This is a genomic window from Streptomyces sp. 4F14 (assembly GCF_048159485.1).
In the GTDB taxonomy this organism is placed as follows: Bacteria; Actinomycetota; Actinomycetes; order Streptomycetales; family Streptomycetaceae; genus Streptomyces.
Genome location: NZ_JBLRVY010000049.1, coordinates 45,289 through 58,402, shown reverse-complemented (window position 1 = coordinate 58,402; position 13,114 = coordinate 45,289). Strand labels below are relative to the sequence as shown.

The 13,114-nt window shown below is 72.3% G+C and carries 10 protein-coding genes and 1 pseudogene; 4 read left to right on the top strand and 7 right to left on the bottom strand.

From position 1 onward, the window contains the following. From ACLZOT_RS47610 to ACLZOT_RS47595, 4 genes and pseudogenes are all read right to left on the bottom strand, one after another. Positions 1-840 (bottom strand): annotated as a pseudogene (locus ACLZOT_RS47610) (hypothetical protein); the annotation flags it as partial. A 177-nt stretch (positions 841-1,017) separates the two neighbouring features. After that, on the bottom strand, positions 1,018-1,710 hold the full coding sequence (locus tag ACLZOT_RS47605; protein WP_416975549.1) for an LAETG motif-containing sortase-dependent surface protein: 693 nt from the start codon (positions 1,708-1,710) through the stop codon (positions 1,018-1,020). A 164-nt stretch (positions 1,711-1,874) separates the two neighbouring features. Further along, positions 1,875-2,765, bottom strand: a complete 891-nt coding sequence (locus ACLZOT_RS47600) for a hypothetical protein (protein WP_416975548.1) — start codon at positions 2,763-2,765, stop codon at positions 1,875-1,877. A gap of 119 nt (positions 2,766-2,884) precedes the next feature. Next, entirely contained in the window at positions 2,885-4,042 is a 1,158-nt protein-coding gene (locus tag ACLZOT_RS47595; protein ID WP_416975547.1) for a serine hydrolase domain-containing protein, read from the bottom strand. 332 nt (positions 4,043-4,374) lie between these two features. Here ACLZOT_RS47595 and ACLZOT_RS47590 point away from each other — a divergent pair, with 332 nt between their 5' ends. Next, positions 4,375-6,075 carry an RNA polymerase sigma factor gene (locus ACLZOT_RS47590; RefSeq protein WP_416975551.1) on the top strand — a complete coding sequence of 567 codons (1,701 nt, stop codon included), beginning with the start codon at positions 4,375-4,377 and terminating at the stop codon, positions 6,073-6,075. Between the two features lie 134 nt (positions 6,076-6,209). Here the strand turns inward: ACLZOT_RS47590 and ACLZOT_RS47585 are convergent, their stop codons facing one another. Both ACLZOT_RS47585 and ACLZOT_RS47580 read right to left on the bottom strand, forming a co-directional pair. Further along, complete coding sequence (locus ACLZOT_RS47585) at positions 6,210-6,896, bottom strand: glycerophosphodiester phosphodiesterase (protein WP_416975546.1); 687 nt, start codon at positions 6,894-6,896, stop codon at positions 6,210-6,212. 82 nt (positions 6,897-6,978) lie between these two features. Further along, positions 6,979-8,031 (bottom strand): adenosine deaminase, encoded by a 1,053-nt coding sequence (locus ACLZOT_RS47580; RefSeq protein ID WP_416975545.1) that lies wholly within the window; start codon positions 8,029-8,031, stop codon positions 6,979-6,981. A 140-nt stretch (positions 8,032-8,171) separates the two neighbouring features. Here ACLZOT_RS47580 and ACLZOT_RS47575 point away from each other — a divergent pair, with 140 nt between their 5' ends. Next, positions 8,172-9,431: a hypothetical protein gene (locus tag ACLZOT_RS47575; protein WP_416975544.1), complete on the top strand. Its 1,260-nt coding sequence runs from the start codon at positions 8,172-8,174 to the stop codon at positions 9,429-9,431. Positions 9,432-9,526: 95 nt separating this feature from the next. Here ACLZOT_RS47575 and ACLZOT_RS47570 read toward each other — a convergent pair whose 3' ends face one another. Next, positions 9,527-10,117 (bottom strand): NADAR family protein, encoded by a 591-nt coding sequence (locus tag ACLZOT_RS47570; protein ID WP_416975543.1) that lies wholly within the window; start codon positions 10,115-10,117, stop codon positions 9,527-9,529. Positions 10,118-10,329: 212 nt separating this feature from the next. Between ACLZOT_RS47570 and ACLZOT_RS47565 the strand changes: the two genes are divergently transcribed. Together ACLZOT_RS47565 and ACLZOT_RS47560 are read left to right on the top strand one after the other, a co-directional pair. After that, positions 10,330-11,847 carry a gamma-aminobutyraldehyde dehydrogenase gene (locus ACLZOT_RS47565; RefSeq protein ID WP_416975542.1) on the top strand — a complete coding sequence of 506 codons (1,518 nt, stop codon included), beginning with the start codon at positions 10,330-10,332 and terminating at the stop codon, positions 11,845-11,847. Between the two features lie 15 nt (positions 11,848-11,862). Beyond that, positions 11,863-13,113 carry a polyamine ABC transporter substrate-binding protein gene (locus tag ACLZOT_RS47560; RefSeq protein ID WP_416975541.1) on the top strand — a complete coding sequence of 417 codons (1,251 nt, stop codon included), beginning with the start codon at positions 11,863-11,865 and terminating at the stop codon, positions 13,111-13,113. Position 13,114 lies beyond the last annotated feature (1 nt).

Below are 13,114 nucleotides of genomic sequence, written 5' to 3'. Positions count from 1 at the left end.
GTGGCCCCGGGGGGGCCCGGGGGGGGGGGGTAGGCCCGGGGGGGTTTGGCCGCGGGCCCGGGCCCCCGGGGCGGGGGGGGGGGGGGGGGGGGGGGGGGGGGCTGGGGCTGAGTGGCTGAGCCACTTGGCCAATGGGTGGGCGTTGGTGGAGGGGGCGGCGGGTGAGAGGTCGGTGCCTGGGTGGTCAGTGGTCGAGTGGCTCAGCCACTCAGCCACTTCGAATTGGCTCAGCCATTTTGCCAGTCGCTCGCCGGTGGGCAGGAACGCGTCGTCCACGAACTCCGGCCCCACCCGTACGTTGGGGAAGACCTCGCCGCCGCAGTTCGGGCAGACCGGCAGCGCCCCGGGGTCCCGGACGCGCCCGCTCTCGCGGTCGTACGCGGCGAGGACCCGGTCCAGGAAGGGCGCGCTCGGCCAGGTCTCCCGCGTGCACGGCGTCGTGCACTGGAGGAACCCGTAGTCGCCCTGCGGTGTGAAGACCCGGTCGGCGTCGAAGCCGTTGCGGGCGAAGAGGCCGTCGACGTTGGAGGTCAGCACCCAGTGGTCGCGGTCGCCGACGAGGTCGCGCAGCCGCCGGTAGAGGGGGTTCGCGCCGCTCCCGTACCGGATGTCGGTGATGTGGACCGCCCAGTACCCCCACATCATGTCCGGCGGCAACGGCACGCCCAGCAGATACCGGGAGCGCAGCCCGAGCCGGTGCAGCGCGGGGAGCAGCTCGCGCATCCGCTCGCCGTCGCCGTAGTCGTACCCGGCCGCCGCGCTCAGCCCGGCGCCCGCCGCGACGAGCACCGCGTCCGCCTCGGCCAGCCAGCCGTGGAAGGTGTCCCGGAGAGTGTCCATCGCCGATGCTTCCTCGTTCCCGTGTGGTTCCCGAGCCCAGGAGGCTCCCGTTCCAACGTAGGGGGACGGGCCGGGAACGTCCCGGTGCACTTCGGACCGCCGCTGGTCAAAAACCGCCGGGAACGCGTGAAGGCCCGCAGGGAGCTGCGGGCCTTCTCCGTGCGGGTGCGGCGGGGGTCAGCCGGCGTTCGCCTTGCGGCGGCGCAGCGCGAAGACCGTGCCCGCGCCGACGACGATCATGCCCACGGCGATCCCGGCGGCCGGCGCGGTGTAGTCGCTCGCACCGGTCTCGGCGAGGTGGGTGGAACCGCCGGCCGGGGTGGGGGCGTTGCCCGCGGGGGCGGCCGGGGTGGAGGCGGAGGTGCTGGGCTCCGGGGAGGGCGAGGCCGCCTTCGAGGGAGCGGGCGAGGGCGAGTCCGACGCCGACGGGGTGGGGCTCGGCGACGGGTACCAGGCCGGGCACGCCTTCGACGGGGTCACCAGCGCCGGCGTGATGTCCTCGTCGACGAACCCGCCCGCCTTGACGTGGATCCGGTACGTCCACTCCGGCGTCCAGTCGACCGGGATGTCGACGCTCGCGCCCTGCGCGGAGGAGTGCTCGATCGTCCTGCTGCCGATGTCGCGGTACTGGTCGTCCGGCATCGACAGCTTGACCTGCACCGAGACGGTGGCCGGGGTGCCGGTCGGGTCCACGTCGGTGACGCGGATGAAGCCGTGGCCGTCCGCGCCGCACTCGGCCGAGGCGGAGAAGTCACGGATGTCGCACGCCGACGCGCTGCCCGCGACGGCCAGACACAGGGCCGCCGCAGCGGCCGGAACACCTATGAGACGTGTCGCGCGCAGCACGCGGACACGGGGAGAAAGGGACACGATCGTCCTTAGGAAAGACCTGTGGAAGAGCCTGACCCCCACGTCCTACAAGCCTGTCGAATCCCCTGTCAATCTACTGTCGTCGCAGGTCAGGAGGGGTTCAATGGCTCCCCATGGGTGGCCCGTCGCCCCCTCAAGCACCGGTCAAGACGGCCATGGCGCGGTCATCCGTGGGAGTGCTGGTCCGTACCTGCCGTGAACGCCGCCGTGCGCACCTTCCCGTCCACCTTGAAGTCCAGGAACAAGCGGTACGTCCCCGTGCTGGGGACGTCCGCCGTGAACGTCACCCCCGTCGCGCCGCTCTCGTCGTCGTGCGGATGCACATGCAGGTACGCGAGGTCCCCGGCCCGCAGCGCGACGAGGTGTCCGTTCGCCCCGAGGTACGGCTCCAGCTTCACCGGCCGCCCCTCCTCGCTGACCGCGAACCGCAGCTCGCTCTCCTTGCCGGCCGCGAGCTCACCCTCCAGCGCGACCGTGTACCCGTCGACGGTCACCTCGCTCGTCTGCGCCGGAACCTTCCGTGCCGCGTACTCCCCGCCGACCGTCAGATCCGACCCCAGCGTCAGGTTCTCCTTCCCCTCGCCCGGTGTGAAGTCCGCGAACACCCGGTAGCTCCCCGGCTCTGTCAGCGTCACCGGCGTGCTCCACGTCCCGTCCGCCGCCCGGGTCGGGTGCAGGTGCCGGTACTCGGTCAGGTCCCGCGAGGCCACGATCAGGTGCAGCTCCTTCTCGTGCTCGACCTTGTACGTCGTGACCGGCCTGCCGTCCGCCCCCTGTACGGCGAACCGGATCACCCCGGCCCGGCCCGCCTCCAGTGCCCCGCTCTCCAGGTCCAGCGTGTACCCGCCCTCGCTGACCTGGAGCCCGGCGGGGACGGGTGCGGCGCTCTGTCCACCGGACTCCTCGTGCGAGCCGCCCTCGTGGGAGTCGCTCTGGTGCGCGGCCTTCTCCGTGCCGCTGTCGAACGGGCCGGCCAGCGCACCCACTCCGTACGCGGCCCCGAACGACACGGCGAGCGCGGCTCCGAAAGCGCCGATCTTCTGGAGGGGGTTCATGGCGGGCTCCCTGTTCTGCCTCTCCGGTGATATACCCCAGGGGGGTACGGGGGTCTGACTCTATACCCCGGTGGGGTATAGGGAAAGCCGGGGTGCTCCGGAAGACGGGGCCTCGTGGTTCACCGCACCGCCGCCCGCACGACCCGCTCGGCCACCGCGTTCATGTCCTTCCCCTTCGCGTCGGTCGCGGTGATCGAGTAGACCAGCGTGCGGGAGAGGTCCCGGGTGGCTCCGGCTATCGCGTTGTAGCCGGGGCGGGAGCCGGTCTTGAGCCAGAAGACCTTGCCGTCGATCTCCCCGCGCTGGAGTCCGGCGGAGAAGGTGGCGCCCGGGATGCCCGCCGGAACCGTGAACATCTCCTCCAGCTGGGGCCGCGGGACGATACGGCCCCGGAACAGGGACGTGATCAGGCGCTCCAGGTCGGCGGCCGTGGAGATCATGTCGCCGGCCGCCGCGCGGTCCGCCTGGTTCCACTCCGTGACGTCCACCAGCTCCGTCGTGCCGTCGGCCTTCTTCACCGCCTGGTAGCCGCGGTTGTGCGGGCCGGCGATGCGCGGATCGGTGCCGGGGAAGTACGTGTCACGCATCCCGGCGGGGGCCAGGACCAGGCGGGTGGCCTCGGCGGCGTACGGGCGGCCGGTGACCTTCTCGATCAGCAGGGCCAGGATCGTGTAACCGATGTTGGAGTAGTGCTGCCCCGTGCCCGGATCGAACTCGGGCCCCTTCGCCACCGCCGAGGCCACGACCTGCCGGAGCGTCAGCGTGTCGTAGCGGTGGGCGTACTGCTCCTCGAACGTGTTCCCCAGCCCGTCCCCCGGCTGGATCCCCGAGGTGTGGTCGAGCAACTGCCGGACCGTGACCGGCTTGAACTCCCGGCTCAGCAGCCCCGGCAGATACCGCTGCACCGGCGTCCCCAGCCCCACCTTCCCCTCCGCCGCGAGCCGCAGCACCGTCGCCGCCGTCACCACCTTCGTCACCGAGCCGGCCCGGAACCGCGCGTCCGGATCGGCCGGGGCCCCGCTCACCACATCGCGCACCCCCGAACTGCCCCGCCACGCCCCGCCCGTCCCTCCGACCCGGACCAGCGCGGACGTCGCGTCGGCGTCCGGCAGCCCCGCTATCGCCGCGCGCAGCGCCTCCGCGTCCGGGGGCGAGGCGTGCCGGACGCCGGCCGACGTGCCCGCCGGCCTCGCGAAGACCGGCGCCGCGAGCGGACCGGCGGCCAGCGCGAGGGCGAGCGAGGCCGCGAGGACGGTCGTACGGCGACGAAGGCGCATGAACACTCCCGAGGGTGAGGTGACGAACGCGACGTGTTCATCGTCCGGCGTCGAGGGGTCCCTCCGTATCGGCCGAACGGCCGGTCCCGACCCGCACGGGACCCGGACCCGGCGGCCCCGGAAACCCGGTGTCCTCCTCGGGGATCGCCCCTGGGGTCCGGCCGGACAGGCCGCCGCACACCCGAACGAGCTAGGTCAAAAGGGCGAGAGCGAGGACGGCCGCCCCCGCTCAGCGCAAAAAGTGTTATCGCCGCAGCCCCCACCCCGTCCCCACCTGTGATCCCCGACATTGCCAACAGCCCGCCCCCGGCTGAAAAGGTGCTGGTATGAGAATGGAAGCGGACGGCCGAGCCCGGAGCGGCGGTACGGCCGGGCGGGCCGGCGGTGACTGGTCCGCCGTGATCGCCGCCGCGCAGGCCGGTGACCGGCGGGCGCTGGACGAGCTGGTCCAGGGCTGGCTGCCGCTCGTCTACAACATCGTCGGCAGGGCGCTGAACGGCCACGCGGACGTCGACGACGTCGTCCAGGAGACGATGCTCAGGGCCGTCGGCAACCTGGGCGCCCTGCGCGACCCGGACAGCTTCCGCTCCTGGCTCGTCGCGATCGCCATGCGCCAGATCCGCGACCGCGCCCGCCGCCGTGCCCCGTCCCAGCGCCTCGACGAGAACGACCCGCACGACAGCGCCGACTTCGCGGAACTCACCGTCCTCAGACTCCAGTTGGCGGGCCAGCGCAAGGAAGTCGCCGAGGCCGTCCCCTGGTTGGACCCCGAGGACCGCCAACTCCTGTCCCTGTGGTGGCTGGAGGTCTCAGGCGAACTCACCCGGCGCGAACTCGCCACCGCCGTCGGCATCAGCCGCCAGCACGCCGCCGTCCGCGTCCAGCGCGTCAAGGAGCGGCTGGAGGTCTCCCGGGGAATCGTCCGGGCGCTGGCCGGCGCCTGCCCCGACCTCCGTGATCTGACGGCCCGTTGGCACGGCCGCCCCGACTCCGTCTGGCGCAAGCGCCTCGCCCGGCACATCCGAGGCTGCGCCTACTGCGGCGACACCCGCGAACCCGTCGTCCCCGCCGAACGCCTCCTCGTCGGCATCGCCCTCGTCCCCGTCCCGGCCGCCTTCACCCTCTCCCTCGCCCTCGGCGGCAAGACGGCCGCCGCCGCGACCGGCGTCGGCTGGTCCGCGAAGGTCGTCGGCGCGCTCACCAAACCGGCCGTCGCGATGACAGCGGGCGCGACGCTGGTCGCGGGCGGCGCGTACGTCGTCGTCCAGCCCCCCGACGACCCGCCGAAGCGGACCGTCGTCCTCCCCACGGCCGACACCACCCCCGCCACCCCCACCCCGACCGCCCTCAACTCCCCTTCCCCGTCACCGAGTCCGAGCGCCACCCCCACGAAGAAGCCGGCGGTGTACGGCAGTGTCGTGGACGCCGTCGATACCGCCCCCGATCCCAACACCCCGCCGGGAAGCCTCCCCCGACGCCCGGCACCCGGCGTCACCAGCAGTGGTGGCGCCAAGGCCGTCATGCAACACCGGGGCGACCATGTGGACCTGACCGGTCAGGGGTACGTCCTCGTGCGCTGGCAGATCTCGCCCAAGTCCCGTCCGGGCGGCCTGGTCATGCCCGGTTGGACCGGCCTCGAAGGCAAGCTCTTCCACGTGGCCTCGGCCGGCGGACGCCGCATGGACGACGCGATGGCGGGCGCCCCGAACGGCTACGCGACCGGCATGGGCGGCCCCACCATCGGCTACGCCGTCCTGCCCGACGGCACCCAACAGATGTGGCAGAACGAGTACTTCTACCTCGACGGCTCCGTCACCCTCACCGTCAACGAACGCGGCGCCGACTACGGCCTCATCGTCTTCCCCTCGACCCGCGAGGACATCGAGAAGGACCTCGCGTACGGCCCGCCGCAGGGCGCCATCCGCTACGGCATCGTCCGCGACACCGGAGCCGACGACACCCCCGTCCCCCAATACGCCACCCGCACCACGCCAGTTGACCCGGCGACGGTCCCCCAGCGCTCCGCCCTGTAAGGCCGCTCACACGCCGAGGGCGTCAGTTCGTACGCGCCGGTGTCCTCGCCGGGCCCGGCCTCGCGTCGACGGCCTCGGGCGGCCCGCCCGTCGCCGTACCGGACCGCCAAGTCGCCACCCCCACCCGTGACTTGCTACTCCCCGCCCCTCAACCCGTGCAGTACGTCGATCCTGTTGGTGGTGATCGAGTCCACCCCCAGGTCGATCAGGCGGCGCAGGGAGCGGGGTGTGTCGGGGGTCCAGACCGAGAGGAGGTGGCCGTCCCGGTGGACGCGTTCCGCCAGGGAGCGATCGACCAGCGAGAAACGGTAGTTGAGCCAGCGGGGGCGGATCGCGGCGAGGAGGGTCGGGCGGATCGGGGCGAGGGAGGTGTGCGTGAGGGCGATCTCGGCGGACGCGTCGGCGCCGCGTACCGCGAGCATCGCGCGGGCGTCGGCACAGTAGTAGACGCGTTCGGCGGCACCCGCCTCACGCACGGCGTCCACGATCCGCCGGGCGACCCGCACATCCCGCGTACCCGGCAGATCGACCATCACCCGCGCGCCGTCCGTCGCGGCGAGCGCCTCCACCAGCGTCGGCACACCGCCCTCCGTCATGCCCCGCACCTCCGCCGCCGACAGCGACCCCAGCGGCCGGTCGATCTCCCAGAGCCGTTTCAGCGTCTCGTCGTGCAACAGGACCGGCACGCCGTCCCTGGTCAGCCGCACATCGATCTCGACCGCGTCCGCGCCACGGGTGAGCGCGGAACGCAACGAGTCGAGGGTGTTCTCCCGGAAGCGGTAGGGATCGCCGCGGTGGGCCACGGCCGTCAGGGTCTGCATACGGCCATTGTCACGGCAGACGGGGACGCGCGGCGCGCGGGAACGTTCCCGAGCCCGTTCACGGCACCGCTCACGTGAACGTTCACGGCGCCAGCCACTCCGCCGTGTACGTGTCGATCTCGTCCTTGATCAGCGACTTGCCGGCATCGTCGAGGAACGACGCGTCGACCGCGTTCTTCGCGAGGGCCGCGAGGCCGTGCTCGTCGAGGTCGAGGAGGCGGGCGGCGACGGCGTACTCGTTGTTGAGGTCGGTGCCGAACATCGGCGGGTCGTCCGAGTTGATCGTGACCAGGACGCCCGCGCGGACGAACTCCTTGACCGGGTGCTCGTCGAGGTTCGCGACCGCGCGCGTCGCGATGTTCGAGGTCGGGCAGACCTCCAGCGGGATCCGCTCGGCGGCGAGGTGGGCGAGGAGTTTCTCGTCCTGGGCGGAACTCGTGCCGTGGCCGATGCGTTCAGCACGCAGATAGGTCAGGGCGTCCCAGACCGTGCCCGGCCCGGTCGTCTCCCCGGCGTGCGGCACCGAGCGCAGGCCCGCGGCGATCGCGCGGTCGAAGTACGGCTTGAACTGCGGCCGGGGCACCCCGATCTCCGGCCCCCCGAGGCCGAACGAGACGAGGCCCTCCGGGCGCAGCCGGTCGTCCGTCGCGAGCCGTACGGTCTCCTCGGCCGATTCGAGCCCCGCCTCGCCCGGGATGTCGAAGCACCAGCGCAGGACGGTGCCGAGTTCCTTCTCCGCGGCCTTGCGGGCGTCCTCGATCGCGTCCATGAACGCCTTCGCGTCGATGCCGCGCCGGGTCGAGGAGTACGGCGTGATCGTCAGCTCCGCGTACCGCACCTGCTGGCGGGCCAGCTCCCGGGCGACCTCGTACGTCAGCAGGCGGACGTCCTCCGGGGTGCGGATGACGTCCACGACCGACAGGTACACCTCCACGAAGTGCGCGAAGTCAGTGAAGGTGAAGTAGTCGGCGAGCGCTTCCGGGTCCGTCGGCACCTTCGCGTCCGGGTGCCGCGCCGCCAGCTCCGCGACGATCCTCGGCGACGCGGACCCCACGTGGTGCACGTGGAGTTCGGCCTTCGGCAGGCCCGCGATGTAGGCGCGCAGGTCGTGGGGTGCGGGTACGGCGTTGCTCATGGGTCCCTCCGGGACAGCGCCTCCGGGGGCGGCCCCGGGCGCGGGTGATCGACTGATCGGTTCCGGATCATCCTAAGGCGGGGAGAGTGGGTGAGGAGGGTGGATCTAGCATGGGCGGGACGGGAAAGAGGGGCGGGCACATGACGGAGAACACGCAGGAAGGACCGGACGGTGGGGGGTCTTCGGCGGCGCGGACAGGGGATGCCGGGGCGCGCGGGGACGGGGCCCGTCCGGATGCGGTGAGCGGGGGCGGCGCGGCTGCGGACGGGACGCCGGAGGACGCGGTGCCTGCGGGGGCGGCCGGCGGGGACGTGGTGCCTGAGGACGCGGTGCCGGAGCGTGGGCCCGAGGACCAGCGGGCGGCGGGCGTGGACTCCGGTGAGCCGCCGGAGGCTGGGCCCGAGGGCCGGGGGACCTCAGGTGGGGTTCCCGAGGAGGGTGGGGTTCAGGACAGGGTGTCGGTGCTTGGCCCGTGGGCGCCTCCGGTGGTGGCCACGCGGACTTCGGGGGGTGGCACGGAGGTGGCTGCGGCCAAGGCGGACGGTGCGAAGACGGACGCCGGGGTGCCGGACGCCGTGGCGTCCTGGGTGAAGCCCGCCGACCCGAACACCGCGACGCCGGACGTGCCGACCGCGGAGCCGAACGGCTTCGCGCCCCCTGCGTACGGCGTTCCGACGGCCCCTGCGTACGGTGCGCCCGCGCCCCTTTCTCACGATGCCCCCGCGCGTCCTGGCCACGATGCGACGACGACTCCGCCCGCCACCCAGAGCCCGGCACCGTACTCCTCCCCGGCGCCCGCGACCCCCCAGTCCTGGCCCGACCCCTTCGCGGCCCCGCACCCCAGCACACCACCCCGAGCACCGGGCCCCTACCCGCCCCCCAACCTCTACGCCCCACCCGCACCGCAGCCCTTCCCCGGCCACATCCCCCCACCCCCCATCGCCCCGGACGGCCCCGGCCAGCCCCTCTACGGCTACTCGCCGGCGTACGCCCATCCCCTGCCCCCCGCCCCCGGTATGCCGGGCTACGGCCCTCAGGGCCCAGGGATGCCCTTCCCCGGAGCCCCGGCCCCTGGAGCGCCGGGCCCCGGCATGCCCACCCCCGGAACACCCGGCCCCGGCATACCGGCCCCCGCCTACTACGGCTGGCCCCCCACACCCCCCAGCAACGGCTTCGGCACCTCCGCGATGATCACCGGCATCCTCGCGGCCCTGGGCTTCTGCCTCTGGCCGGTCGCGTTCGTGCTCGGCGTCCTGGGGGTCGTCTTCGGCATCCTGGGCCGCCGCAAGGCCACGCGGGGCGAGGCGACGAACGGCGGCCATGCCCTGGCCGGCATCATCTGCGGCGTCGCGGGGATCCTGCTGTCGGCGGGCGTCGGGGTACTGATGATCACGACCTGAGGACACCGGGAAGGCCCCTGCTCACGCGCCGGAGAACGAACGCACCCGCCCCCCCGAGCCTCCCGACGCAGACCCCAGCGCCACCCTCCACCCCCTCACCCCTCCCGAACCCTCCCCCGAGCCTCCATCAACGCGAACCCCAGCAGGTTCGACCCCCGCCACCGCTCAGGATCCCCCGCGTCCCGAGCCACCACCCCGACCCCCCACACCCGGTCCACAGGACTGGCCTCCACGAGCACCCGCTCCCCCGTACCGACCAGGAACTCCCGCAACCCGGCGTCGGAGCGGAACTTGTGCACGCTCCCCTCGACGACGATCCGGAACCGCTCCCGCGCCCACACGCCCTCGTCGAACCCCCTGACAAGCCGGCCCGCCTTCTTGGCGACGGAGGGATGGCCGGCGGTGAGGACGGCGGCCTCGGCGTCGGTGTCCCCGAAGAGCCGCGCCTTCTCGGCCATCATCCAGTGCTCGGCGGTCGGGTAGCGCACGCCGGCCACGGTGAACGGAGACTCCCACCACTGGCTGAGACACTCGGCCCCGATCCGCCCGTCGGCGCGGGGCTGATGCCCCCAGAAGGCCAGGTACTTGACCTTCACCCCCGCCCGAACGGCCCGCACGAGCGCCTCCCGCGAATCGATCTTCCCCACGCCCGCCGCCCCCTCCACACCCGCCCCCTCGATCTCCATGCCCCCCAGCATCGCAGCCACCACCGACAATCCGCCCCCCTTTCCCCCCACCCCCAACCCCCAGCTCGACAGATTCCGTCGCGTAACCAAAAGGCAACAACGGAATCACTTGTTGGAGTACCACTCCTCTGCCAGGATCGGCACTCAAATCCGACCAGAGCCACGCCCGCCCGGCGAACGCCGAGAGCGGGGCGGATACGGAGGAGTACGGCATGCGCGACAACCTCCCCGAGGTGGAACGTTTCGCCCAGGGCGCGCAGGGTGCCCAGTACATCGCGGGCCGGCTCACCCCAGGCACCTCGCAGGACACCCACACGATCATCGACCCGGCGACGAACACGCCCGTCCTGACGTACACCCTGGCCTCGACGAAGGACGTGGACGAGGCCGTGGCCGCGGCCCGAGCCGCCCTCCCCGCCTGGGCCGGTGCCACGCCGGGCGACCGCGCGGACGCCCTGCACCGCCTCGCGGAGACCCTCGCCGACCAGGCGGAGCCCCTCGCGCGCACGGAGTCCCTCCAGTGCGGCAAGCCCCTGAGGCTGACGCGCCAGTTCGACGTACCCGGCACGATCGACAACACGGCGTACTTCGCCGGCGCGGCCCGCCAGCTTCAGGGCCGGTCCGCGGGGGAGTACTCGGCGGACCACACCTCGTACGTACGGCGCGAGCCGATCGGCGTGGTCGGCTCGATCGCCCCCTGGAACTACCCGCTCCAGATGGCCGCGTGGAAGATCCTCCCGGCCATCGCGGCGGGCAACACGATCGTGCTGAAGCCCTCGGAGCTGACGCCCCTGACGGCGCTGATGTTCGCGCGGGCGGCGACGGACGCGGGCATCCCGGACGGCGTCGTGAACGTCGTCAGCGGCACGGGCGCGGAGGCGGGGGAGCACCTCGTCGCACACCCGGACGTGGCGATGACGTCGTTCACGGGCTCCACGGCCGTGGGCAAGCACATCGCGCGGGTCGCGTCGGAGACGGTCAAGCGCGTGCACCTGGAACTCGGCGGGAAGGCCCCGTTCCTGGTGCACGACGACGCCGACCTGGAGGCCGCCGCGCAGGGCGCCGTCGCGGGCGCGCTGATCAACGGCGGCCAGGACTGCACGGCGGCCACGCGCGCGTACGTACAGAGGCCGCTGTACGAGGCGTTCGTGGCGCGGACGGCCGCCCTGATGGAGAGTGTCCGCCTCGGTGACCCCTTCGTGGACGGCACCGACCTCGGCCCGCTGATCACGCACGCGCACCGCGACCGGGTCGCGGGTTTCGTCGACCGCGCGCGTGCGTACGCGCGGGTGGTCACCGGAGGGGCCTGCCCGAAGGACAGGGACGGCGCGTACTATCTCCCCACCCTGATCGCGGACGCCCCGCAGGACAGCGAGATCGTCCGGTCCGAGATCTTCGGCCCCGTCCTGGTGGCCCTGCCCTTCGACGGCGACGACGAGGGCATCCGGCTCGCCAACGACACCCCGTACGGCCTCGCGGCGTCCGTGTGGACCCGGGACGTGTTCCGGGCGAACCGGGCGACGAGGGAGCTGCGCGCGGGGTGCGTGTGGGTCAACGACCACATCCCGATCGTCAGCGAGATGCCCCACGGGGGGTACGGGCAGTCCGGCTACGGCAAGGACATGTCACCGTACTCGTTCGAGGAGTACACCCAGATCAAGCACGTCATGTTCGACAACACGGCAGCCGTCCGCAAACCCTGGCACCGCACGGTGTTCACCGGCAACTGAAGGGGCAGCACGCGCATGGAGCAGTACGAGCCCGACGACCGCCTGTCACCGGCCCAGCTCGCGGCCATGAGGCGCAGCCTGCGCACCGGCCGGGCCGCGCTGACCCGGCGTTCGCTGCTGCGCGCCTCGACGGGCGGCGCGCTGGCGCTGGGCGGCCTCGGGGCGCTGAGCGCCTGCGGCATCCCGGCCGCGGGCAAGACCGAGGGCGGCACGTCCGCCGACGACCGCTCGGCGAAGGAGAAGACGGTGAACTTCTCCAACTGGACCGAGTACATGGACGTCGACGACAGCGGGAAACGCCATCCCACCCTCGACGCGTTCACCAAGCGGACCGGGATATCCGTCCGGTACACCGAGGACATCAACGACAACAGCGAGTTCTTCGGCAAGATCAAGCCGCAGCTCGCCGCGGGCCAGGACACCGGCCGCGACCTGATCGTCCTCACCGACTGGCTCGCCGGGCGCCTGATCCGCCTGGGCTGGGTGCAGAAGCTGGACGCGTCGAACCTGCCGCACGCCTTCGCCAACCTCTCCGGGCAGTTCCGCAGCCCCGACTGGGACCCGGGACGGGCGTACTCCTACCCCTGGCAGGGCATCTCGACGGTCATCGCGTTCAACAAGAAGGCGCTCGACGGCGCCGAGGTGAGGTCGGTGTCCGACCTCCTCGACAACCGCAAGCTCAAGGGCAAGGTCGGCTTCCTCACGGAGATGCGCGACAGCGTCGGCATGACCCTCCTCGACATGGGCAAGGACCCGGCGAAGTTCACCGCCGACGACTACGACGCGGCGATCGCGCGCCTCCAGAAGGGCGCCGACAACGGCCAGATCCGCCGCTTCACCGGCAACGACTACACCGCCGACCTCGCCAAGGGAGACCTCGCCGCCTGCATCGCCTGGGCGGGGGACGTCGTCCAGCTCAAGGCGGACAGCCCGGACATCGACTTCGTCATCCCCGACAGCGGCTACATGACGTCCAGCGACAACCTGCTGATCCCCAACAAGGCGCGGCACAAGACGAACGCGGAACGGCTCATCGACTACTACTACGAGCCCGAGCCGGCCGCCGAGCTCGCCGCCTACATCAACTACGTCTGTCCGGTGGACGGCGTGAAGGAAGCGCTGGCGAAGATCGACCCGGACGCGGCGGACAACCCGCTGATCATTCCCGACAAGGCGATGCAGGCCAAGTCGCACTCCTTCCGCTCGCTCAGCGCGAGCGAGGAGACCTCATTCGAAGCGAAGTTCGCGAAGCTCACCGGGGCGTGAC